Source organism: Colwellia sp. MEBiC06753 (assembly GCF_053470325.1).
This window is the reverse complement of sequence record NZ_JBQMTM010000017.1, coordinates 81,543-106,412: the sequence shown is the minus strand read 5'-3', so window position 1 is coordinate 106,412 and position 24,870 is coordinate 81,543. Positions and strand designations below refer to the sequence as shown.

22 protein-coding genes are annotated in these 24,870 nt (G+C 41.7%); 13 read left to right on the top strand and 9 right to left on the bottom strand.

Going from position 1 to position 24,870, the window contains the following annotated elements:
* Window positions 1–156: 156 nt before the first annotated feature.
* Complete coding sequence (locus ACOB82_RS13915) at window positions 157–879, bottom strand: helix-turn-helix domain-containing protein (protein ID WP_448213578.1); 723 nt, start codon at window positions 877–879, stop codon at window positions 157–159.
* A 167-nt stretch (window positions 880–1,046) separates the two neighbouring features.
* Here ACOB82_RS13915 and ACOB82_RS13910 point away from each other — a divergent pair, with 167 nt between their 5' ends.
* The 8 genes from ACOB82_RS13910 (at window position 1,047) to ACOB82_RS13875 (ending at window position 9,205) form a co-directional block, all read left to right on the top strand.
* Window positions 1,047–2,213 (top strand): Gfo/Idh/MocA family protein, encoded by a 1,167-nt coding sequence (locus ACOB82_RS13910; RefSeq protein WP_448213577.1) that lies wholly within the window; start codon window positions 1,047–1,049, stop codon window positions 2,211–2,213.
* Entirely contained in the window at window positions 2,210–3,268 is a 1,059-nt protein-coding gene (locus ACOB82_RS13905) for a sugar phosphate isomerase/epimerase family protein (RefSeq protein WP_448213576.1), read from the top strand. Before ACOB82_RS13910 ends, ACOB82_RS13905 begins: the two co-directional genes overlap by 4 nt.
* A 50-nt stretch (window positions 3,269–3,318) precedes the next feature.
* Window positions 3,319–4,554 (top strand): MFS transporter, encoded by a 1,236-nt coding sequence (locus tag ACOB82_RS13900; RefSeq protein ID WP_448213575.1) that lies wholly within the window; start codon window positions 3,319–3,321, stop codon window positions 4,552–4,554.
* A 69-nt stretch (window positions 4,555–4,623) separates the two neighbouring features.
* Window positions 4,624–5,319 (top strand): 3-keto-disaccharide hydrolase, encoded by a 696-nt coding sequence (locus ACOB82_RS13895; protein WP_448213574.1) that lies wholly within the window; start codon window positions 4,624–4,626, stop codon window positions 5,317–5,319.
* A gap of 2 nt (window positions 5,320–5,321) precedes the next feature.
* The gene (locus ACOB82_RS13890; protein ID WP_448213573.1) at window positions 5,322–7,001 is read left to right on the top strand and encodes a GMC family oxidoreductase; all 1,680 of its coding nucleotides are present in this window, start codon (window positions 5,322–5,324) and stop codon (window positions 6,999–7,001) included.
* A 1-nt stretch (window position 7,002) separates the two neighbouring features.
* The gene (locus ACOB82_RS13885) at window positions 7,003–7,758 is read left to right on the top strand and encodes a gluconate 2-dehydrogenase subunit 3 family protein (RefSeq protein ID WP_448213572.1); all 756 of its coding nucleotides are present in this window, start codon (window positions 7,003–7,005) and stop codon (window positions 7,756–7,758) included.
* 109 nt (window positions 7,759–7,867) lie between these two features.
* Window positions 7,868–8,764, top strand: a complete 897-nt coding sequence (locus ACOB82_RS13880) for a sugar phosphate isomerase/epimerase family protein (protein ID WP_448213571.1) — start codon at window positions 7,868–7,870, stop codon at window positions 8,762–8,764.
* 177 nt (window positions 8,765–8,941) lie between these two features.
* Window positions 8,942–9,205: a hypothetical protein gene (locus ACOB82_RS13875; protein ID WP_448213570.1), complete on the top strand. Its 264-nt coding sequence runs from the start codon at window positions 8,942–8,944 to the stop codon at window positions 9,203–9,205.
* 264 nt (window positions 9,206–9,469) lie between these two features.
* Here the strand turns inward: ACOB82_RS13875 and ACOB82_RS13870 are convergent, their stop codons facing one another.
* The 8 genes from ACOB82_RS13870 to ACOB82_RS13835 form a co-directional block, all read right to left on the bottom strand.
* Window positions 9,470–11,668 (bottom strand): immune inhibitor A domain-containing protein, encoded by a 2,199-nt coding sequence (locus ACOB82_RS13870; RefSeq protein WP_448213569.1) that lies wholly within the window; start codon window positions 11,666–11,668, stop codon window positions 9,470–9,472.
* 191 nt (window positions 11,669–11,859) lie between these two features.
* Entirely contained in the window at window positions 11,860–13,155 is a 1,296-nt protein-coding gene (envZ, locus tag ACOB82_RS13865) for a two-component system sensor histidine kinase EnvZ (RefSeq protein WP_448213568.1), read from the bottom strand.
* Between the two features lie 24 nt (window positions 13,156–13,179).
* Entirely contained in the window at window positions 13,180–13,905 is a 726-nt protein-coding gene (ompR, locus tag ACOB82_RS13860; RefSeq protein WP_448213567.1) for an osmolarity response regulator transcription factor OmpR, read from the bottom strand.
* Between the two features lie 310 nt (window positions 13,906–14,215).
* Window positions 14,216–14,746 carry a hypothetical protein gene (locus ACOB82_RS13855; RefSeq protein WP_448213566.1) on the bottom strand — a complete coding sequence of 177 codons (531 nt, stop codon included), beginning with the start codon at window positions 14,744–14,746 and terminating at the stop codon, window positions 14,216–14,218.
* A 206-nt stretch (window positions 14,747–14,952) separates the two neighbouring features.
* Complete coding sequence (locus ACOB82_RS13850; protein ID WP_448213565.1) at window positions 14,953–15,576, bottom strand: DUF938 domain-containing protein; 624 nt, start codon at window positions 15,574–15,576, stop codon at window positions 14,953–14,955.
* A 41-nt stretch (window positions 15,577–15,617) separates the two neighbouring features.
* Complete coding sequence (locus tag ACOB82_RS13845) at window positions 15,618–15,944, bottom strand: AzlD domain-containing protein (RefSeq protein WP_448213564.1); 327 nt, start codon at window positions 15,942–15,944, stop codon at window positions 15,618–15,620.
* Window positions 15,934–16,740, bottom strand: coding sequence for an AzlC family ABC transporter permease (locus tag ACOB82_RS13840; protein WP_448213563.1), 807 nt, complete (start codon window positions 16,738–16,740; stop codon window positions 15,934–15,936). The genes ACOB82_RS13845 and ACOB82_RS13840 overlap by 11 nt, the downstream gene beginning before the upstream one ends.
* A gap of 198 nt (window positions 16,741–16,938) precedes the next feature.
* Complete coding sequence (locus ACOB82_RS13835; RefSeq protein ID WP_448213562.1) at window positions 16,939–17,829, bottom strand: mechanosensitive ion channel family protein; 891 nt, start codon at window positions 17,827–17,829, stop codon at window positions 16,939–16,941.
* Between the two features lie 306 nt (window positions 17,830–18,135).
* On the opposite strand from ACOB82_RS13835, the gene ACOB82_RS13830 reads away from it, so the two are divergent.
* From ACOB82_RS13830 to ACOB82_RS13810, 5 genes are read left to right on the top strand one after another with little or no spacing between them, the layout of a single operon-like run.
* A complete protein-coding gene (locus ACOB82_RS13830) occupies window positions 18,136–19,296 on the top strand; it encodes an oligosaccharide flippase family protein (RefSeq protein WP_448213580.1) in 1,161 nt (386 codons plus the stop codon).
* The gene (locus ACOB82_RS13825; RefSeq protein ID WP_448213561.1) at window positions 19,293–20,492 is read left to right on the top strand and encodes an O-antigen ligase family protein; all 1,200 of its coding nucleotides are present in this window, start codon (window positions 19,293–19,295) and stop codon (window positions 20,490–20,492) included. The genes ACOB82_RS13830 and ACOB82_RS13825 overlap by 4 nt, the downstream gene beginning before the upstream one ends.
* Entirely contained in the window at window positions 20,489–21,535 is a 1,047-nt protein-coding gene (locus ACOB82_RS13820) for a glycosyltransferase family 4 protein (RefSeq protein WP_448213560.1), read from the top strand. Before ACOB82_RS13825 ends, ACOB82_RS13820 begins: the two co-directional genes overlap by 4 nt.
* Entirely contained in the window at window positions 21,528–22,724 is a 1,197-nt protein-coding gene (locus ACOB82_RS13815) for a glycosyltransferase (protein WP_448213559.1), read from the top strand. Before ACOB82_RS13820 ends, ACOB82_RS13815 begins: the two co-directional genes overlap by 8 nt.
* Window positions 22,721–24,868 (top strand): bi-domain-containing oxidoreductase, encoded by a 2,148-nt coding sequence (locus ACOB82_RS13810; protein WP_448213558.1) that lies wholly within the window; start codon window positions 22,721–22,723, stop codon window positions 24,866–24,868. The genes ACOB82_RS13815 and ACOB82_RS13810 overlap by 4 nt, the downstream gene beginning before the upstream one ends.
* Window positions 24,869–24,870 lie beyond the last annotated feature (2 nt).

Here is a 24,870-nt window from a genome sequence, read left to right as displayed (position 1 = left end):
TCGACATCTACGTAAATTGCGTCTAAGTTGTTCATGCCCTTGTCCTTGGTAATCTTATATTTCTTGGTCGAAAGATCTGATCACCGCAAGGGCATTTAGTTCAATTTCTTATGCGCAGCTCAGGTTAAATTAGATAACAAGCAACTTACGCTAGTACTAACTTAACTGCTTACGCAGTTGCGATGGCACTTCACCAAACATCCGTTGGAATTGCTTACTAAAATAACTCGGCTCCGAATAGCCACATTGGTAAGCAATTTGCGAGATTGGCAATTGCGTTTCAACAATTAATTTGCGAGCATTTTCCAAACGAATTTCATTGATAAATTGATTCGGTGTTTTAGCTAAATGCTTTTTGAAACGGCGCTCTAAAGCACTGACTGACAAGTGGGCTAAATCGGCTAATTCTTCAATAGTAATGGTGCGACTATAATGTTCGCGAATATACCTAACCGGTATCTCAATCGCCTTAACATTCGATAACGCCTTTGAGGTTTTTTCTAAATGACGGGTAATACCATAGGTGCCGACAACCTTACCACACTCATCCAGCAAGACTTTTTTAGAGGTTGAAAACCAGCCTAATTCACCACTAACCGTATGGTTGAGCTCTAGGCGATCAACCACATTATGCCCCGCTAATACTCGCTTATCATCATTAACAAACTGGAAAGCTAAATGTGAAGGCGAAAAGTCAAAATCAGTTTTGTTAAGAATTTGATCTAAGGTTTTATAGCCTAAGTGTTGAATAAAATGGCTGTTGCCGTAAAGAATGCGACTTTCAGTATCTTTGATCCAAAAGATAATATCGGGCAGGAGGTCAAACGCGGCAATTATTTGCTTCACCCCATCTTGTTGTAACAACTCTGTAGCTTTCATTTAGGCACATTCTCGCCATTTATTACGATTTCATAAAATTATTTAAACGCCGATTTTGTTACATTGTCAACCGAAATATTATTAGCGCATTGTCGCGGCATAACTTTATTATCAAAGGTATTCAATTAAGCTAGAGTTACCAGAATTAACGTAGTTGGGGGAAAAGCATGCTAAGAAAAGTCCGAATGGGCATGGTCGGCGGTGGTGAAGGAGCATTCATTGGCGCTGTTCACCGTATAGCAGCCAATCTGGATGGTCAGATTGAGCTAGTCTGTGGTGCCTTTAGTTCAGATGCACAGCGCAGTGTAAATTCAGGCCAAGCATTAGCGCTTGATGCCAGTCGCTGTTACCCTAGCTACCAAGCAATGTTCGAACAAGAAGCAAAGTTGCCCGCTGATCAGCGTATGGAATTTGTCGCTATTGTTACCCCCAACCACTTACATTTCCCTGTAGCCAAAATGGCAATTGAGCACGGTTTTCATGTGTTATCGGATAAGCCTGCAACGCTTAATTTATCAGAAGCGCTAGCACTGGATGTTTTACTAAAACAACACAATTGCTTATACGGTTTAACCCATACTTACACTGGCTATCCTATGGTTAAGCAAGCGCGTCATCTCGTTGCTTCGGGTCAATTAGGAAAGGTTCGTAAAATCATTGTTGAGTACACCCAAGGCTGGTTGGCCAATAAAGATGATGAAGCAAGCAAACAAGCAAGCTGGCGATTAGATCAATCACGCTCAGGCATTAGCTGTTGTATAGGCGATATTGGCGTGCATGCAGCCAATTTAACCGAATATATCAGCGGCTTGGAAATTAGCCAGCTTTGTGCCGATTTAAATGCGGTGGTTGATGGCCGTACACTCGATGATGACGGCACGGTATTGCTCAAATTTAATAACGGCGCGAAAGGCGTATTATTAGCTAGCCAAATAGCGGTCGGTGAAGAAAACAATCTTAAACTTAAAATTTACGGCGAACACAAAAGCCTCGAATGGTCGCAAATGGAGCCAAATACACTATGGCTTCGCAGCAATACTGAGCCAACCCAGCAACTACGTGCAGGTGTTGGTGAACTTTGCCCTGCCGCGCAAGCTGCGCTTCGCACGCCAGCAGGCCATCCAGAAGGTTACTTAGAAGCCTTTGCTAATTTGTACCTAAACTTTGCTAAGCAAATTCAAGCCTTTAATGAAGGCCAGCCTGCGACAAATGACGCATTTGATGTCCCAGGCATTAAACAGGCAATACGCGGCATGGCTTTTATCGAAAATGCAGTATCAGCCAGTGCAGCTGACACTAAATGGCACAACTTTCACACTGGAACTCAACTATGAATCAAATAAAAGGACCAGCAATTTTCCTTGCTCAATTTGCATCTAACGAACCACCATTTAACGATTTTCGCAGCATTTGCCAGTGGGCGAGTGAAAAAGGCTTTAAGGGTGTTCAGGTACCTACCACCGATGCCCGTTTATTTGATTTAGCGCTTGCCGCCCAAAGTAAAGATTACTGTCAGGAGCTTAGTGGCATTGCTGGTGAATATGGCATTAGCATCACTGAGCTATCGACTCATTTGCAGGGGCAACTAATAGCTGTTCACCCAGCTTATGATCAAATGTTTGATGCCTTTGCTCCAGTCGAGTTTCGTAATAACCCTGCCGCCAGAACGGCATGGGCAACTGAGCAAATGGCACTGGCAGCGAAAGCGAGTGCTAACTTTGGCTTAACCAGTCACGCCAGTTTTTCAGGCGCACTATTATGGCCAACCGTTTACCCTTGGCCACAGCGTCCTTCTGGCTTAGTAGAACAAGGCTTTGAAGAACTTGCTAAGCGTTGGCTACCAATATTAAATCAGTTTGAAGAAGCCGGCGTTGATGTATGTTATGAGCTGCACCCAGGGGAAGATTTACATGACGGTATTACCTTTGAACGCTTTCTTGAGGCAACCGGAAATCATGCCCGCGCTAACATTTTGTATGACCCAAGCCATTTTGTGCTGCAGCAACTCGACTACTTAGCGTTTATCGATATTTATCACGAGCGTATCAAAGCATTCCACGTAAAAGATGCCGAGTTTAATCCAAACGGCAGAAGCGGTGTCTATGGTGGTTATCAAAACTGGATTGACCGCCCTGGACGCTTTCGCTCACTAGGCGATGGCCAAGTCGATTTTAAAGGTATTTTCAGTAAATTAACCCAATACGGTTTTGACGGCTGGGCGGTGCTGGAATGGGAGTGCTGTATTAAGCACCCTGAAGATGGTGCTAAAGAAGGCGCCGAATTTATTAAACAACATTTAATTCGTCCAACCGATAAAGCGTTTGATGATTTTGCCAGTGTTGCTACGGATATTGACCGTAACAACCTGATTTTAGGTCTATCTAAATAACAAAATAATAAAAACAATAAAAACAATAAAAACAACTAACAGGACATCACATGAATAGTAAAGAAAGTTTGTTTGTCTTTAAATTATGCTGTATCGCGTTAACGGTTACCTCGATGACCTTTGCCATTCGCGCCGGTATTTTAGGACAATTGGGGGCAGAATTTGGACTATCAGGTACAGAGCTTGGCTGGGTAAATGCCATGGCATTTTTAGGTTTCCCACTGGCAACCATGATCGGCGGCGTTATTTATAATGCCATCGGCGCTAAGAAATTGGTGGCGTTAGCGTTTTTCTGCCATTTATTAGGCTTAGTGCTAACCATCACAGCAGACGGATTCTGGGGTTTATTAATTTCCACGTTTTTAATTGGCTTTGCTAATGGCGCGGTCGAAGCAGGTTGTAACCCGCTAATTGCCGAAATGTATCCAAACAATAAAACCACTATGCTTAACCGTTTCCATGTTTGGTTCCCTGGCGGCATTGTTATTGGCGCCTTAGCTTCAAACTTTATGACCTCAATGGGCTTAAACTGGCAATGGCAAGTGGCATTGATTCTAATTCCAAATGTGATTTACGGCTTTATGTTAATCAAAAGTCAATTTCCTGAATTTGACCGTGAAGGCCATTCAACCACCAGCAACTTACGCAACCTATTCTCACCGCTGTATTTATTCTTAGTGCTGTGTATGACCTTTACCGCCACCACTGAGCTAGGCACGCAACAGTGGATTGAACGTATTCTTGGCGCCAGTGGCGCGTCACCCATGTTAATGCTCGCGATGATCACTGGCTTGATGGCAGTTGGTCGTGCATTCGCTGGCCCAATTGTCCATCGCTTTAATCCAACCGGTGTACTTTTGGGCTCAGCGGTATGCGCTGCAAGTGGCATTTTCTTAATGAGTCAGGCACAAGGCAATATTCTATATTTAGCAGCAATTTTATTCGCAATTGGTGTTACTTATTTCTGGCCGACCATGCTTGGCTGCGTTGCGGAATACACGCCAAAAACCGGGGCGTTAGGTATGTCACTAATGGGCGGTGCGGGTATGTTCGCGGTTAGTATGTGGAACCCTGTGATTGGCAGCTGGATTGATAATGCACACGCTAGCGCACAAGCGGCAAATTTAACGGCAGCGGAAGCAGAGTTAGCGGCAGGTCAGGCGGTATTACAAAACTTATTTATTTTCCCATGTGTGCTAATTGTCGCATTCATCGGTTTATATCTGTTTATCAATAAAAGCCAAAAGCAAAATAAGAAACAAGACAAAGAACAGCAATACGCGTAATCGCCCAAGTTAGGGCAATGATTAGGCAAATAAGACAAATTATTACAGAACAAGCAAAAGGTTATATTTATGCTTAAAAAACTCAAAATTGCAGCATTAGCGTTATCTCTTGGCGTTGCCGCAACAGCACATGCAGCTGATAACCAGCTCACTAAACAGGAACGCAAAGACGGTTGGTCATTATTATTTAACGGCAAAGATATGTCGCAATGGCGCAACTTTAAAAGTGACAGCCTGAACCCACAATGGAAAATTGAAGACAACGCCATGACCTTAACCGGCAAAGGTGGCGGCGACATTTTAACCAAAAAAATCTATACCAACTTTGAGTTAGTGCTTGATTGGAAAATTGCCCTAGTTGGTAACAGCGGCATTTTCATTCTGGCTGACGAATTAGGTGGCGCCATATACTCACACGCGCCAGAAATTCAAATTTTGGATAATGAACGCCATTCAGATAATAAGATTGACTCGCATTTATCGGGCTCTATCTACGACTTAATTGCCTCATCAGTAAAAGCCCACAAGCCAGCTGGCCAGTGGAATAACGTTCGAATTCGCTTTAATGACGGTCACTTAGAAGTGTGGCAAAACGGGGTATCCACCGCCAGTGTTGTTATTGGCAGCACTAACTGGAATACCTTAGTAAAGAACAGCAAATTTGCCACTTGGCAAGGCTTTGCAGAAAGTAAATCAGGCCACATTGGCTTACAAGATCACGGCGACCAAGTGTGGTTCAAAAACCTTAAGATTAAGGAGTTATAACAATGGCAGAATTTAAACACCAAGTGTTAGTAGTCGGTTCAGGCGCAGGTGGCGCAATGGCTGCTTACACCCTTGCCAATGCTGGTCATAAGGTATTAATGCTCGAAGCGGGTCGTAACTACGACCCTAAAACTGAATCGCCGATGTTTAAACGCAACGGTGAAGCACCTTTAATGGGTGCCGGTAATAAAGATAAAAACTTTGGCTTTTACGATGCTACGGTTGATGGCGGCTGGCAGGTGCCAAACGAGCCTTACACCACAGGTAAAGATTCAACTTTCTACTGGTGGCGTGCCCGCATGTTGGGTGGCCGCACTAACCATTGGGGTCGTTATTCTCTGCGCTTTAGTGAGCATGACTTTAAAGGTAAATCACGTGACGGTTTAGGTGCTGACTGGCCATTTGAATATGAAGATATTGCCCCTTGGTATGACAAAACAGAAACCATCGTTGGTGTTTGTGGCACTAATACCGGCTTAGACGATATGCCACCTTCTTCTGAAGGCGTACTTCAGCCACCACCAACCCCGCGTATCCCTGAACTATTAGTGGCAGCGGCGGCGAAAAAACATGATATTCCAGCAGTGCCTATGCACCGCGCGGTATTAACGCGTCCAAAAGATGATCGTGCCGCTTGTTTTTACGCAACACCTTGTGGTCATGGCTGTTCAATTGGTGCCGCGTTCCAAACCACGACCTCACTTATTCCTTTAGCCAAGAAAACCGGTAACTTAAAGGTGATAACTGATGCCATGGTTAAATCAGTACAAACCGATGAAAACGGTAAAGTTACTGGCGTTACCTACGTAGATAAAACCTCAAAAACCGAGCACACATTAACTGCGCGCGTAGTGATTTTAGCGGCAAGTGCTTGTGAATCAGCGCGTATCTTACTTAACTCAAAAACTAAAAAGCACCCGAACGGTTTGGCAAACTCAAGCGGTCAAGTGGGTCGTAACTTAATGGACTCAACTGGTGCATGGCTTGGCGCATTAATTCCTGCATTAAAAGGTCGTCCGCGTTACAACGAAGACGGTCATACAGCCAACCATTTATTTATTCCTTGGTGGGGTCATAAAGCGCAAGCGAACAAAGAATTAGCATTCCCTCGTGGTTATCACTTTGAAATCAGCAGCGGCTTCCATCAACCAGGCTCAGGTGTTTCAGGTGATTTACAAGGCTACGGTAGTGAATTAAAGAAAATTGCTAAAGACCATTACGGTGCTTACGTTGGTTTTGCCCTGCGCGGTGAAATGTTACCGAATAAGCACACTTACATGGAAATTGATGAAACCACTAAAGATCAGTGGGGTATTCCGGTCGCTAAGTTCCACTTCAAATGGTCAGATCATGAATTAAAACAAATTGAGCACGGCTTAAAAACCGCGAAAACTTTACTTGAAACCATGGGCGCGAAAGTCGGTGATTTACCGCCAGCGGAAAAAGCGATTTCTAAAGGTGGTGAAATTATCCATGAAGTGGGCACTACACGTATGGGCAGCTCGCCAAAAGATTCAGTAACCAACCAATGGGGTCAAACTTGGGATTGCAATAACTTATTTGTGATGGACGCCGGCGTATTTGCCTCGAATCCTCATAAAAACTGTACGTTAACAATTATGACGCTTGCCATGCGCAACTCTACTTGGTTAGCCGAGCAACTAGACAAAGGAGCTATTTAACATGTCAGAACGTTTTGATAGTTATAAATACCAATCAGGTATTACCCGCCGCGAATCATTAAAATGGTTAGGTTTGCTTGCGGCTGGCTCTGCAGCCACGGTTGCCACTAAATACACTCAAGCGGCAACCTTTGGTGAAACATCGGCAGCGGGTCATTGGCCAAACTTAGAGTTAACACCCATTACTGCCAGCGGCTATGGTACCGATCCTAATTTAATTATTCCGCCAAGTTCGCCATGGCCACTAACGTTAACGCCAGCGCAATTAACCTTAGTCGCGATTTTATCGGATATTATTGTGCCGCGTGATGGCGAAGTGCCATCGGCAACTGAAGTTGATGTACCTGCAGTTATCGACGAGTGGGTCAGCGCGCCGTATTCAGGACAGCAGCGCGATCGCAGCACTATTTTACATGCCCTTGCTTGGATTGATGATGAAGCGAAACTGCGCTTTAAAAAAGTGTTTGCCAAGTTACAGGCTAAGCAGCAATTAGCCATTGTTGATGATATTGCCTATCGCAATGAACAAACGCCAGCGCAGTTCCAACAAATTGCCAAAGCATTTGCTCGTTTTCGCGGTTTAGTGCTTGCGGCATTTTTCTGTTCGCCTGCCGGCATGAAAGATATCGGCTATATGGGTAATGTGGCAATTGCCGGTGATTACCCAGGCCCAGATAAAGCGGCAAAAGACCACTTAAACGGCGTATTGGCTGAGCTTGGCTTAACTGAATACGCCTACCAAGAAACATCTGCCTAATCTATTAAATTACTAGGTTATTAGGTGTACAAGCGGCATGGGGCACTTTCTTCTCCCTCGCTCATGCCGCTTTTTTTAAGGAGCCATTGCTTTTAAGGAGCTCGCGCCCATGAAATACTCTATCGTTCATTCACTGATTGCTGCTGGCTTACTGGCACTGTCGCACCCAGCGCTTAGCCATAACCATCAGTCCCAACAATCAAACCAAGCTCACCTAAAACAACAGGCACAAAAACCTGTGATTGGTTTGCAATTGTGGTCAGTTAAAGATGCCCTACAGCAAGACTTTGTTGGCACGCTATCCGAACTAGCTGCTATGGGTTTTGACGGTGTTGAATTTGCTGGCTATTTTGGCCCGTATCAAGAGAATGCTGCCGGATTAAAACAGTTATTAACTCAGTTAAACTTACAAACCAGCGCAGCCCATGTTGATGCTGAAGCGTTTGCCCCTGAAGTAATTAATAAAAACTTGCTGTTTTATAAAACGTTAGGTGTTGATATGTTAATTATCCCTTGGGATGAACGAGCATGGAGCGCCAGCGATGTGCCAGCATTTGCCAATGAGCTAACTCGTTTAAGCGCCGAGCTTGCTAAATACGGAATGACCGTCGGTTTTCATAACCACCAATATGAATTTGCCAGCTACAAAAGCAAAACCTTTTGGGATTATATTGCCAGCAACACCCCTGAAAACGTAGTGTTACAACTTGATGTTGGCTGGGTATTTTATGCTAACCATAACCCAATTGATTACATCAAACGTTACCCAGGCAGAACCCTGACTACTCATTATAAAATTCATGTCAAAGAAGGTGAAAAATTAAGCGCAATTATTGGTGAAAATCACTTTGATTGGCCGAGTATCATTAAAGCCAATTTAACAGTGGGTGGCACAAAATGGATTGTGCTTGAACAAGAGCAATATCCAGATGGCTTAAGTTCAATGCAGTCAGTAGCAAAAACCAAAGCTGGCTTTGATCGAATTTATCAAGCAATGCAAAATTAGCTCAAGCATAGCTGAAATCCATACCAACACACCTTTCAAGCCAGTGACCTAATCACTGGCTTTTTTGACTTTAATCAAACTTTATTCGCTTTTGCATGATCAAACTTGATGATAAATGGCGAACCTAAACTTCCCTGCCTACGCTTAAGTGAATACACATTGATTAAGGGATTAACTATGTTGTTTTTGCTACTTTCCGAACTCGCCGTATTTTTCGTGTTTCTAACTTGGCATATTCATTTCAATGATATCCAAATTAAGTTATGGAGTGATGAAAAACTTATCTCTAGTTTGCCTTACTACCAAGCTCTGCAACTGCGTATTGCCAATCTTTGCCGATTAATACCACTTATCAGTGTCGATACAAAAATTAATTACATTAAAGCTGAAACCGCATCTCGTTTTAAATATGATCGTGTACGCGCTGTATTAATGGATTAAGAAAACAAAGCTAAATTAATTGCTTCGCTGGAGCTAAAAAGCAAACAAGCAAACAAGCAAATTTAGCTGGCAATAGCTATGCCCAGGCATTAATTAATGACGAGATTGAGAAGTTAGTAGCTAACCTCTAAAGTTTTTCTACAATGCGGTGTAGTCAATGCTGTTGAATATGTATAGAGTGATAATAAAAAAGCCAGTCAATATGACCGGCTTTACGTTATAAAGTAGCTTGCTTATTGATTACCTTAACTTGAATAAGTAAAGCTATTTTGTCGGTGCTACTTGCACCTGCATAAAGTTGCCTTTAGCACTGATGCTCTTAATCCAAATTTCTGTACCCGTGTGAGGGTTTTTCACACCCGCAGTAGGGGTTTCTGAATTCCAATGCTGAATATTGTCATTAAACTTATTAACTGCAGGCTGGCTTGGAATTTGCGATTCAACGCTAAACCAGTGTAGGTTTAATTCATCGGTTGGCGCTAGCGAAAACGTTGAATCAAAACTTAGTAACCGGTTATACCATGCGGCACCACTTGGACGATAGAAAACTTCAGGGTGCGCATCAATCGGTAAAATCAACCCTTCACCCGGATGCTGCGGTGTATTGTTATCCGTTTGTGATGAGTCCCAATAGCTGATTAATAGGCCATCTTGATAAGGGAAGCGCTCTACTTTATCACCATGCTCATCAAGAAAACCAAAGTTATATGGGCCAACTTCTAAAACGCTGTCGTAACCATTGTAGTTTCTAAATTCAGCGACATAAGCATTAAAGTAATAACCTAGCTCGGTACCGGTAGTGGTATCAAAGCCGTTATATGCCCAACCGGTATCCATTTCTGCGCCATCAACGTCCATACCAGTAATATTTATATTATCAACCAGTAAGCCTGACTCCACAACAGCTCCATCAGTAACGTAATTAAAGCCTAACATCACATCGCCAACGTAGGCAGACAAATCAGCGGTTAATTCAATCCAGCCGCCTGAAAAACCGGTAATACCATTACCTAAGTTAGTTGAATTTGGGTTGGTATTGGTTGAAAGGTTGGTTTCAACTCTTTCCCAATTAGCACCACCATCAGACGATATCACCAAGTAGGCATAATCCCAATCACCTTCAATTGCAAAGTCGACTTGTGCTGATAATGTTGCTGCGGCAGGTAGTGTCATGGCTTTGTACATTACATTGTTCAGATTGTTACCTGAGCCACTGTAATACATGTATTCACCCTCAAACGGCGTACCCAATTGAGTTTCTACTTCCTTATCTGGCAAGACAACAAATAAGCCTTGTGCTTGCTTGGTATTAGCTGTTGCTGGCCCTAATTTATGTTGAGATTTTGCCCCGGCAAATGCTACTTCATAATTTAACCAACCTAATTGGAACTTCTCCCAAGCGCCCATATGACCAGGTTTTGAACCGATATCATTAGTGCCATTGCTTAACCATGAACCAGACGACATTAACGTCCAAAAACCCGTTGAGTTAGAGCCGCCTTGAGTGGCGTATAAATCAGGCAAACCTAAGTCATGGGCATATTCATGAGCAAAGACCCCGACGCCGCCATTTTCTGGTTCAATGGTGTAATCACCTATCCATAAATCCGTATCACCAATACGTACACCGCCGGCAGGGTTAAATAAAGGGCCAGTTACTCCAATGTCTGGCCAATTCGCATACCAGCGATGGCTCCAAATGGCAGCGCTACCTAGGGCACCACCACCGGCTTCTTCACCTTCGCCAGCGTGCACAGATTGGAAGTGATCAATATAACCATCCGGCTCATTGAAATTACCATCGCCATCATAATCATAGCGATCCCAAACATCGAATTTACTTAAGTATTCGGCAATTTCTGCTGGCGATTTGCCGGCATCTAATTGCTGTTGGTACCAACCATCAACAGAGTCTTGTATAAAACTCCATAACGCATCATTACCCGCGTCATCATCATAACTGGCGGCGTCGCCTGGCACAGTGACCCAATCAGTCACATCGCCGTTCACCGTATAGCGGTTTGATGAAAGCTCAATATAAAAGTTGCGCATTGAGTTAGCGCCAGGCGCTTCTGAAAACAACATTTCTTGATAATGTTGCTGACTAAAGTCTTCACGCCAAATGGTTGTATTGTTATTTTCATCAGGTTGAGCAATGTTATTGTGAGCAAAATCGCTAAATTCCGCTAACACCGTCCAGATTAACTCTTCCCCTTCTCGCTCAAGTTCAACATATTGACCTTTTGCCACTTTATGAACTTTACCTTTGGCCTTACCCTGCAATTTTGCTTCTAATGCCTTTTTAGTATTTTCGCGCTTTTTCTTGCCTAGCGGATGCTGGTAATCATCGCCTTTTTTTGCGATACCCGGTGGAGTTTCTGGTGGTTGAGCCATGCTTGAAAATGCCACGCTTAGGCACATTAGCGGAATAGACAAGGTTAATTTGTTTAATTTTTTTATCATGGATACATCCCTTTTTGTTCATTTAAGAGATCGCCATTCGTACTGCATCAATTCAAACCAACAAGCACTTTAATATTAACGGTAGTTTGTGCTTATGAATTATCGAATTCGACCGACAACGCGACAAAAATAGTCGCATTTTTCCAGTCTAGTAGATAAAAAAATTAAGTTAAAGAAAGATCAAAAATTAGTTAATTAAATGTAACAGGTAAAATAATCTTGGCTTGAAGACCACCTTGTTCACGATTTGACAACATAACTTTGCCACCATGGGTATCGACAATGCGCTTGATTATAGCAAGCCCTAAGCCACTACCTTCGGTGCCTCTGGCTTTATCACCTTGAGTAAACGGTTGAAATAGTCGCTCTATTTCAGACTCTGGAATGCCTGCACCTTCATCACAAACCATAATATAGACGTAACGATTAGTTTCCATTCCCGTGCTAACTAAAATTTTGCCATCGGTATAACGAATGGCATTTTGAATTAAGTTAGCCACGGCTCGTTTGATTGCAACATAGCGAAGCGGCACCTCTGGGATCTCACCCGCGCTAAACACCACTTCACGATCCGTTGGGGTTTCAGCATGAACTACATCATCAATCAAGACATTGAGATTACCAAGTTCTGCTTTATCTTTACTGTCATGGCGAATGTAATCAATAAACTGATCGATAATCGCATTCATATCATCAATGTCACCTTCAATCCCTTCTTTTAGGTATTCATCTTGGGTCGACATCATTTCGGCGCTTAAACGAATGCGAGTTAATGGCGTACGTAAATCATGAGAAATGCCCGCCATTAATAAATTACGATCATCTTCCAGTTGCTTAATACCCTTAGACATATGATTAAAGGCTTGGGTTACCGCCATGATTTCAGTTGTGCCTTCTTCACTTAACGGCGTTGGAAATTCACCTCTTCCCACTTCTTCAGCGGCGTGCTGCAATGCCCTTAAGGGCCTATTTAAATTGCGGACAAATAGCCAGCCACCGGCAACCGAAAGCACCCCTAAAATGACCAAAAAGAAAATTAGTGGTGAGAAATTTGATTCTTCTAAACCAGTTAACGGAATTTTTACCCATAAACTAGGTGCTTGAGGTGGACGGATCCAGAATAGGTATTCATCACCTTGAGTAATGCGAACCTCGGCAGGTCCGTCAAGTAATTCAGACATTTGCGCCGAACGGAACTCTAAATATACGGCATCGGCTAGTCCTAAACGCATCGCATCTTTTTCGCGATATACACCAATGCCGGTTTCATGTTGAAACGCTTCCGCCATTGCTGGGCTAAGTTCGGCATCTTCAACATCAATAAATACCACGCGCACTTGTTTGGCTAACAACTCGTTAATTTGCTGAAAGTTTGGCTGAATAATATAAAGCGCGATAGACACATAAGAGACTACCTGATTAATCAGCAGTAAAAATCCAATTAATAATACGGTTTGCCCAAAAGCACTGCGTGGCAATATTTTCATATAAAGCGTTAATTAAGGCGGAATTTAAGCCGCTTCTTTTCCATCCGGAACAAATACATACCCTAACCCCCAAACCGTTTGAATATATCTAGGTTTGGCTGGGTCTTCTTCTAGCATACGACGTAACCGACTCACTTGTACATCAATACTACGCTCTAATGCCGAATAGTCTCGACCACGTGCTAGATTCATCAATTTATCACGAGATAAAGGTTCGCGCGGGTGAGTCACTAAGGCTTTTAAAACCGCAAATTCACCACTGGTTAGCGGCATATTGACTTCGCCTTTAGCCATTTCACGGGTGGCTAAATTCAGTGAATAGTCACCAAAAGAAATAACGTTTTCTTCCATTGATGGCGCACCCGGCGCTTCTTGGGTTTTACGACGCAATACCGCTTTAATACGTGCCAATAATTCACGTGGATTAAACGGTTTCGGCATATAATCATCGGCACCAAGTTCAAGGCCGATAATTCGGTCAACTTCGTCACCTTTAGCCGTTAGCATAACAATAGGAATATTGTTACCGTTTTGACGTAAACGGCGACAAATAGATAAACCATCTTCCCCCGGCAACATTAAATCAAGCACCAACATATGAAAATTTTCACGCTCAAGTAAGCGATCCATTTGCTCAGAATTAGCAGCACTACGCACCACAAATCCTTGCTCTACTAAGTAACGTTCTAATAGCGCACGTAAGCGCATATCATCATCTACTACTAAAATTTTTTGAGTTTCTTGTCCCATGATCATCAAGCCATTTCTTTTTCAATTAATGTCACTATAAGACATAATTTTTTGCCTGAAAAATCTAGAATGTTACAAAGTGTAAACTTATGAACATATGCAGACATCTACTTATTCTTTTTAGTTATTATTTTGAAACATTTTAGTGGTTATTGGTTTAAAAGGAGGGTTAGTCTTTGCAACTTGCCATAACAAGAAATAACAAAGTGTGGTTTGTCTAAATTAGCATGCGATTTACAATGACATATGAAAGTGCCCGATAAAGATCGGGCGCCAGCGATTCTTATATGGGAACCTCACGCTAAGCAAGTTAACGAACGTATTTTATCGCTTGTTTTGCCACGCAGCGGGTAAAACTTTTTTGACGTTGTTCACGTGATAAGCGTTCAATGGCGCCATGCACTAACGTCATTTTTTGTTCGCGCTCAGCGGCTGGTAAGCTAGATAACTGGTCAGTAAAACAGCCGACTAACCCAAAGTTCAAGGCGCTTTCTGATTGTGGCGTTTCACCTTGCAAACAACTATTTAATTTTTCCGCTAATTGAGCTTTATCCATTTTTTCAATTAGTTGGGCTATTTGATAAGGAATAGGATCGCTCTTACGCGTTGAATTACAACCATAAAACATATCGGCTACTGCTACTTTTGGCAGAATTTCTTGATGTTTGGCCAAATATTGCTGCTGTAATAGCTGGTTTTGCTCAGTGCTGGCTGAGCTTTCCCTAATTGACTTTACAGTGGCTGAATTTTCAGTAGCTGATACCACAGATGACGACGCTAAGGCTGTATAGATAATAAAGAAAAATACTAATACTAAATTGACCGACAATTTTACCTTCATCGCCACTTGCTCCTTTGAATTGATTTACTAACTCTGCACAAACGCCCCTGTTATACGCTTAGTAAGTAGCTGCTAAGCATTGCAGAATTTTATCTCAGAAAAACGGCGGCTAGTATACTTGATGGCGCGATAGAAGTTAACGTAATTAAGCTAAGTTAATTTGCATAATCACAACATTGCACAATTTTCACGGCCCAAATAAGCGGCTAAAATTCACGCCCAAAAACCAACAACTGATTATTAGCCGGCATATTTGTGTCGGAAATTAAGCTGAAGCCAATGTTATTGAATAACGATTGTATTTGCTCAAAATCACGAACGCCACTTAACGGGTCTCGCTCTTTTAACCAGTTATCAAAATCTTGATTACTTGGGCTAGTAAATTGTCCATGATATTTAAATGGGCCGTATATCACCACAGTTGAACCTAGCTTTGTCACTTTAGGAAGCTGACTAATAAATTCCACGACACTTTGCCATGCCATAATATGTAAAGTATTGGCGGTATAAATTAGATCAAACTGCCGCTGTGGCCAGTGCAGAGGATTACTAACATTTAACAATACTGCTGGGGTTATATTGTCGGTTGGCACTAAAGCTAAATTGTGGTTTAAGCCAGCTAAGTTTTGCGCTATATCTGTTGGTTGCCAAGTAATATGAGGCATTTGACGGGCGAAATGTAACGCATGTTGTGCAGAATAACTGCCAATTTCCAATACGCTACTTTTCCCTTGAACTAATGGTAATAACTCCACCAAAATCGGTGCTTTATTGCGTTCACAGCTAGGTGAAAAATTGATAAATTGTTCAAGTATTGTAGGGTCTATCATTAAACTTTTATCACACCGGAAGTCAGTTTAATCACCGCACTCTAAGGGGTAATCAACATCTTCCACAAGGCAAATGCTGCCAAGCCAATAATGACAGTAAGCAACATATTTTTCCGCCACACGCTAACGAGTACAGCCACAATTGCGCCAATGATATAAGCATTTTCTAGACTTAACCATATTTGTCCTTTTGGCATAAATACCGCAGGAAAAATAATTGCAGTTAATACGGCAATAGGCACATAGTTTAGCGCCCGCTTTAACCAATGCGGAAAGACAATAGTATCAGCCATGGCAAATAGCACATAACGTACGCCAAAAGTGACGATGAACATACCAATAAGCATCAATATTTCGTTAGTTGTCATTTGCGCCCCCGTTTACCTGATTTGCATCAGGATCATTACTGGCAGGCTGTAAACCTGATTCAGAGCGATGCTCTAAGTACATAGCAACAATAATCGCCACCAATGCCGAAAATAATAAGCCCGTTTTGTGTGGCCATTGATAAGTGATTAACGATAAACCACCCGCAACAACTGCACAGGCCAACGTTGCTCTATTATGCAAACACGGTACAACAATTCCGATAAACGCGACGACCATCGCCATATCTAAACCCCACTCTGCCATATTGGGTACTCGCTGGCCTATCAGTAGCCCGATCAGAGTGCACAACTGCCAGTTTAAATACATCAACCCCGCTGCACCAAAGTAATACCAACAAAAGTTAGGCTTATCACCATTTTGCTTTAAATAATTACTGGCAACAGCAAAGCTTTCGTCAGTCAGCAAAAATGCCATTGGTATGCGTATGCGCTGTTTAAAATCTTTAATATGAGGTAGTAAATTGGCCGCATAAAGCAAATGCCTGAAGTTAACAAAAAAGGTGGTAAGCACAATCACCGGCCAAGATGTGGCACTTGCCAATAAACCAACAGCAATGAATTGCGCGGAGCCGGCAAAGACAAATAACGACATTGCCAAAACCGCCCAAAATGATAAAGAAGCTCCCTCTCCTAAAGCGCCATATATGATGCCAAATGGCGTGGCCGCTATGATTAATGGCGCACAATCTTTCATGCCAAGCAACAATAAGCGCGTACGGGAATAACTTAAGGCAGGCTTTGTTGTTTGTGCTTCAGTGTTGGCGGGCTCTAGCACGTTAATGTCTCAGCAAATTTAATAAAGAGCATCAATGTACGTAAAAACGCGGCAAAATTAAATAGCACCGACAATTAAATAGCTAAGGCTTTACCTAACTGCACTTTACCAATTAACAAAGGCATCGCTCATATAAAAAAGTGAGGCTTAACCTCACTTTTACTTGATTATTTTGGCTTGCCATTAATAAGCTGAATGTTAGTTGCTAGCCTGAATAATATGTACATCGCGTTGTGGGAACGGTATGGTGATACCTGCTTCATCAAAGGCAATTTTTACTCGTTCATGCGTATCAAAAAATACCGGCCAATAGTCGTCAGAATTTACCCAAGGTCTGACGATAAAATCAATTGAGCTCGCAGAGTGTGCAGAAACAAAAATATCCACCACCGGCTCTTTAAGCACGCGTTCGTCTTCATCCATTACTTTTTGTAGTACCGACTTGGCAAATTTAACGTCATCACCATAACTAATACCAAACGTCATATCCACCCGACGGGTTTTCTCAATAAATAAGTTTTTAACACAGCCGTTTGACAATAACCCGTTTGGAATAATCACGCGCTGATTATCTAAGGTCCGTAAAATAGTATTAAATATTTGAATTTCCACCACGCGGCCAACATAACCTTGGGCTTCAATAACATCACCCGCTTTAAATGGTTTGAAGAATAAAATTAGAATGCCACCGGCAAAATTAGCTAAGCTACCTTGAAGTGCTAGACCAACCGCTAAACCAGCAGCACCCAACATCGCAATTAACGATGCGGTTTCTACGCCAATCATCGAGGCAAAGATAATAATTTGGATGGCTTTAAAAGTGATTCTAAAGATGCTAATTAAAAAGCGATGCAGCGTTTCCTCAACCTTTTTACGGGTCATGCCGCTTTGCAGCAGGCCGATAATACGATTGATAATCCATTGGCCGACAATCCAAACCAAAATCGCTAGTATTAATTTGGTGCCAAATTGCAGCCCCATTTCCCCCATCATTTGTGCGTAATGCTCAACTTGGCCGACATTCACATCTATTGCTTGAGCAGTAGATTCTAATGCACTCTCAATTACCGACGGTTCCGTTTCTGCCATAGTGTTCCCCTTCACAGTGTTACTGAAGCTATTGTTCGTTAAAAACCACTTGTAAATACAAAGTTAAATTGTAGAAGAATCAACAAGAAAAGAAAGAAAAAAGCCAACTAAGGTTTTGTCTTTGCTTCTTACTTTGCAAGGTACATGAAGAAATTAAGGTTAAATACTTTCGTTTACATCAAGACGCTGATCAGAAATAATTGGTCAAATAATAAAAATTTAACATTCTATATACGTATTTTTAAATGTCGCTTTCACAAAGCTTCCTCATCAATTCGTAGTTAACTGGTTAGGATAGAAATTTTGATGGGTGTAGGTAGTATTGAAGCTATTGCTAGAGGGCTAAATTGGCTCGCGTTTAGCCTCGCTGGTATTTTATTACCTGTCGAGCAGTTTGGAATTTATTCTGTCGCAATAGCAACAAGTTTGATTTTTTCAGCTATCGCGAGCTCAGGCCAAGAACGAGTTATATTGCGTTATTTGGCCAATGACAATGCAATTAGAACGGCGGCAACATTGCTCAGTATTGTTGCTGCGTTGCTTATGGCAACAGTGCTTTATTGGTTGATTGAACAAGACGTCATACAAATAGCAATTAACCCATTAATCATCATGCTATGGTTGTTCGCTAACAGTCAATTAACGCTGCATATTCACCATGCCCGTGCGCTCGAAGATACATATGGTTTTTTCGTATTTAGAGTGGTGATGAATACCCTCAAATGCGTCGGCATCATTTTGCTTGCATGGTACTCCCCTAGCGCTACTCATCTCATTATTTACGAAGCAGTTCTTGTCTTACTTTTCTGTGTAATTGGATACGTTCATTACAGCCAGACAATTTTTTCAGCCACGACAACCTCTTCTTTTAAAAAGTCACTAACCTTTGGTGCTCCTTTAATACTCCATGTAGTCGCCGGCAGTTGCTTAGGGCATATTGATAAATTAATGTTAGCGAAGTCAGTAACGTCTGAGCAGCTTGGTCAATATGCTTTTTTGAATGCAATTGCCAGCGGCATATTTTTTGTTTATGCAATTCTTAATATTGTGCTCGAATCCGGCATTTACCAAGAACGTAGCAAAGTCGTTGTTGAAAAAACATTAGGTAAAATTCTTAACTATTCGTTAATCATCGCATTAATCGCGTTGTTATTGCTTAATATGCTTGCGCCGTATGCATTGACATTAATAGGTAAATCAGAGCTCTACAATGGTACGGTGCTCGCTTTGCTTTCCATTGCTTATGGTATTTATCCACTTTATTTACAAGCTAACGTCCGCTTTTCTTGGTTAGAAAAAACGGCATTTATTCCAATTTTTACCATAACTGCTGCGGTCATTAACATTGCTACCAATATTTTATTAATCCCATATATCGGCATAGTCGGTGCTGCATTCAGTACGTTAATGTCATATCTCGTGCTTTGTTTAGGTACACAATTCTATTCAAGGAAGTTGGCGCTGTGAATTGGCAGTCTTTTTTACGATTAGCGGTACCTTGGTATATAGCGACTGGACCCATTTATTGGTTTTTTTTATTACAGCCTAGTGTGTTTAATATCGTTAAGCACGCGACCGCACTTATCATCATTGCTGCGCCTATAATTTTTTCGTTTCATACGTTTTATTTTCGCTCAGGCGTTATAAAAAGCAGCGGTGCCTTTCTTATTGTAGGCATTATTATCCTTTCATTGCCATCACTATTACTGAACCAAAGTCAGGAAGGGTTTCACGTACTTAGTCGATATATTATTTTGCTAGGCTTATTGCTTGGGTTTACTTGGTCTTTAAATGATGATCGCCTCTACGAGCGACTGCCTGTTGCAATAGCTATAGTAATGGTTGTTGTGTGCTCTATAACGATTATTGATTGGCTTGTAGTTGGTAATCTTTACAATTTTGATCATCAAGTCCGGCTGCATAAATCAGGTTTTTCTACGACAAGAACCGGTTGGTCTAGCGGATTAGCATGTTGTGCTGCGTTTCTTATTTGGCAATTTCTCATTACCGAACGGAAAATTAGGTATTTATATTTAATCGCCTTTATCACCATCATTTTTTCACAATTGGCAAGTGGTGGCCGCGGAGGTTTATTAACTTCAGTCATCACCGCAAGCTTACTTTTTATTTACTACGGAAAGATTCGCTACCTGATGATATTTGCCATACTGGCGATGCTTTTCTCACTAATAAATTCAGATATGCTCACTGTTCACTTGCGGCTTGATCGCTTAACTCAAGCCAGCAGTGCAGATTTTAGCGCAGGACGTTTAGACCACTACACTATGGCATTTAACATGATCAATGGCCCACTAGATTTATTGTTCGGCTTTGGTCCTCATGGCTATAAACAATACTTCTCGCTTCAGCATGTTAGCAATGAAATTCATAATGTCTGGCTAAGATTATTTATCGAATATGGTGTCTTTTTACCGTTATTTATTTTAGGTTACTTAGCTTATTCATTTTTAGTGTTTTATCAGCGACATCGGCTGCAAAAGAAAGTTATTGGCATCTTAATCGTTTTGATTTGTAGCTTATTTCCAACCTTAGTTGAGCCCAATGCCATTATTTTCAGTTACCAAAACTATCTATTATGGTGGCTGTTATTTGTCTCGTTGAAAAAGAATACGGTAGAGAATTTTATAAAAAGAACGTCATGAAAATTCTATTTTTACAAAACGTATTATTTGATTACCGCGTAGGTTTTTATAATCAACTCGCTAAGCAAGGGTTTGAAATTACCGTGGTCCATTCAGGTGCTAAAAATGATAGTCATTGTGATTTTGAACAAATTATTGCCCCCAAAACATTGATTTTTGGGCTCCATATTCAACGTCTATTACCGCCAATAAATGACTTTGATATTGTCGTTGCCATGTTTGATTTACATTGGTTGATGAACATTGTTTGGCTATTTAGACGCTTTCGCGGTAAATACCTACTTTGGGGACATGGTTTAGGCAAAAATACATGCGGTAACTATCTGCGAAAATGGCTGGTGAATAAAAGTGAAGGCTTGATTCTTTACAACGAAGAAAAGCTCAATACAGTTAAAACATTTGGTTTTAATCAGCACAAATTATATAGCGCCAACAACACCTTATATATTAGTAACGCAGGACGTAGCCCACAACATCGCCATCAATTTTTGTTTGTTGGTCGATTACAAGCAAGAAAGCGTGTTGATGTGCTGATCAAAGCTTTTGCGCAAGCTGTGGCCACAGAAGAAACAACTTCGGATATTTCATTGACTATTATCGGAGACGGCGACCAGAAAACGTCACTCGAATTACTTGCAAAGTCACTAAGAATTGAGGCAAAGGTTGCTTTTTTAGGTGCTACCACTAGCGATCAAGCACTAAAACAGCATTTTGATAAAGCCATTGCTTATGTTTCGCCTGGCCCTATGGGTTTGGGCGTCAACCACGCTTTTGCCTACGGCGTACCAACCTTGTCAAACAGTATTGAGCCACATGGGCCTGAAACTTGGCTGTTAAATCAAAACAATTCGTTTTGGTACGACGCAAAAGAAGAATGCGACCAAGTAACCAATTTATCTCATCAACTAACAGTATTGATGGCTCACCCAGAACTTGCCGAAAAAAAGGGGAAACAGGCCTTTAAAGATTACCAAGCTCACTGCTCAATGGACGTAATGGTTGCCGGCTTTATCCATGCCTTTAACGGGAAGCGAGATGATTAACGGCAAAGTAATAGCCAATTTTGGCAATCTAATCAAGGGTGGCGCATTGCAGGCCGCGGTAAATTTTATTCAAGTCAATTTAACGCTGCCCGCACCAAAAATAGACTGGTTTTACATTGTCCATCAAGAATTACTGAGCGAGCTTGAAGGCTTAAATATCCAAATTCCTGCTGAACAATTATTAGTGCTAAGCGATAGTCCTGCCACCAATAAACACGCTCGTTCGTTAGCATTAGCATTCGAACGCAGTATCCAGCCCGACTTAGTGTTTACTTTATTTGGTCCAAGCTATCTTAACTTTAAGAGCTTTCATCTAACTGGCTTTGCTAATGGCTGGGTAACACATGGTAGTTTAAAAACCTTAAAACAAACCTACCCTCACAAGCCATTACACCAGTTAAAATCATTATTCAAATATTTATATTACGCATGGCATATTCGACAAGCCGATGCCTGGGTACTTGAAACGCAAACAGCTTTAAACGGGTTTATTCAGCGCTTAAAAGTACCAGCCAAGCGATGCCATGTTGTTGCTAATACCTGTATTGATTTCGGCGTGAACTTTGCCAAACAACCTAAAGTGTCAATTAACAACATCCCACTTCAATATCAAAATAAGCTTTTTATTGCATTAGCTGCTGATTACCCACATAAAAATTTAGTTCAGTTAATTTATGCTGCTGAGCATTTAAAAAAACAATTTAACCAAAGCAATTTTAAACTAGTGCTGACAATGCCTAAGGAAACTTTTCAACAGCAATATAAACCGTTGATTTCGCGATTGAATGTGACCAATCAGGTAATTAACTTAGGAAAAGTGCAAATCGCCGATATTGTAAAATTATATAGCGTCGCGTTTTGCTCGGTGTTACCGAGCTTTATTGAAACGTTTTCCGCCGTCTATCCGGAATCTTTTGCTTCTAAGACACCAGTAATCACCACAAATGCAGACTTTGCTAGAGAGGTTTGCCAAGGTGCGGCACTATATATTCAACCGGAAAAATCTGAAGATATTGCAGAGAAAATGAACCTGTTGTTGACCAATAATGATCAATATCAACAACTAGTAACTGCTGGCAGTAACATTTATCATCAAATGCTAACACCGCAACAAAAACATCAACAAACGATCGATATTATCCAGCGATATTTACTAAAGCCAGACTTAAGTAGTGAGGCCAATCAATGAAACAAATTTTACAAGACATGAGTAATGGCACCACAAGTATTGTTGAGGCTCCCGCACCTGATGTCATCAAAAACCATCTGTTGATCGAGTCAAGTGTAACGTTAATTTCCACAGGTACTGAGCGCATGCTCGTTGACTTTGGTAAAGCCTCTTTAATCGATAAAGCACGCAAACAACCAGATAAAGTTAAAATGGTGTTGGACAAAATTCAAACCGATGGCTTGCTGACCACCATTGATGCCGTTCGTTCCAAATTAAGTCAACCGCTGCCATTAGGTTATTGCCATGTTGGTAAGGTTATCGACGTTGGTGCTGGTGCCGATACATTCCAGTTAGATGACAGGGTCGTTTCTAATGGACCACATGCCGATATTGTCCGTGTTGGTAAAAATCTGGCGGCCAAAATTCCAGACAATGTTGACGATGAATCCGCTGCCTTTACCGTATTAGGTGCTATTGGTCTGCAAGGCCTTCGTTTAGCAAAACCAACATTAGGTGAAAGTGTTGTTGTTATTGGTGCCGGCTTAATTGGATTGATGACCATACAATTACTGATTGCCAATGGTTGTCGGGTATTGGCCATTGATTTTGATCAGCAAAAACTGGACATTGCGCAATCATTTGGTGCATCAATTTGCAACCCAGCCCAAGGCGAAGATCCTGTCACCGCAGGTATGAGTTTCAGCCGTGGTCAAGGTGTTGATGCTGTGCTCATATCCGCCTCGACAACATCAAGTGATCCCGTTTCAAATGCAGCACAGATGTCGCGAAAACGCGGTAGAATTGTTTTAGTAGGCGTCACAGGATTAACGCTTAATCGCAGTGAGTTTTATGAAAAAGAGTTAAGTTTTCAGGTTTCATGCTCTTATGGCCCTGGGCGATACGAGCCAGATTACGAATATAGCGGCCACGATTATCCCACAGGGTTTGTTCGCTGGACAGAGCAACGAAATTTTGTCGCCATTCTAGATATGATGGCTGCAGGTAAACTCAATGTAAAACCATTAATTAGTCACCGCTTCTTATTTGATGAAGCAGAAAAAGCCTACCAATTATTAACTGATGAACCGGCTGCTTTAGGTATTTTGCTTAACTACCAACAACATGATCACCGCCAGCAAAAACTAAACAAAAATATTGCGCTTCACACGCCCAAAAAATACAACCCAAATAAACCGATTGTTGGCTTTATTGGTGCAGGAAATTATGGCTCTCGAATTCTGATCCCCGCATTTAAGCAAAGCAACGCCCAACTGCACACTATTGCGACATCGACGGGGTTAAATGGCGTAACTCACGGTAAAGCTAATGGTTTCCAATCTGCAACGACAGATACTAATGGATTGCTCGCCAATCAAGAGATTAATACTGTTGCCATTGTTACTCAGCATCACACACATGCTCAATTTGTTGAACAAGCCTTGCTCCATGGCAAGCATGTGTTTGTTGAAAAACCACTTGCAATAAATCTCAATCAATTAGCGCAGGTCGCAGCAGCCTACAAAAAAGCTAGTGAGCACGCTCCATGTCATTTAATGGTGGGTTTTAACCGAAGATTTGCCCCACATATCGTGAAAATGAAAGCGTTGCTAACCCCTATTAAAGCACCAAAATCTTTCATTATGACCATTAACGCAGGTGCCATACCGCAAGACCATTGGACGCAAAATCCAGAAATAGGTGGCGGTAGAATTATTGGCGAAGCCTGTCACTTTATTGACTTAATGAGATTTTTAGCCGCTTCGCCTATCACTTCAGTGCAAGCACATCGTATGGGTAAGCAAAATACCACAAATATAGTAGACGATATTGCAAGCATCACCCTTTCCTTTGCAGACGGTAGCTTCGGCACTATTCATTATTTTGCCAATGGCTCTGCCAAATTCCCCAAAGAACGTATTGAGGTGTTTTCTGAAGGCAAAATATTGCAACTCAACAACTTCAGAAAATTAAAAGGCTTTGGCTTTACTGGCTTTAGTAAATTGAATTTATGGCAACAAGATAAAGGGCAACAACAATGTGTGCAGCAATTTATCGACGCTATCGCACAAGGCTTACCCAGCCCCATTGCCAGCGATGAGATATTTGAAGTTGCCCGCATCTCAATTGAAGCGGCAGAACAATTAAAAAACCAAAAAAGTTAAGC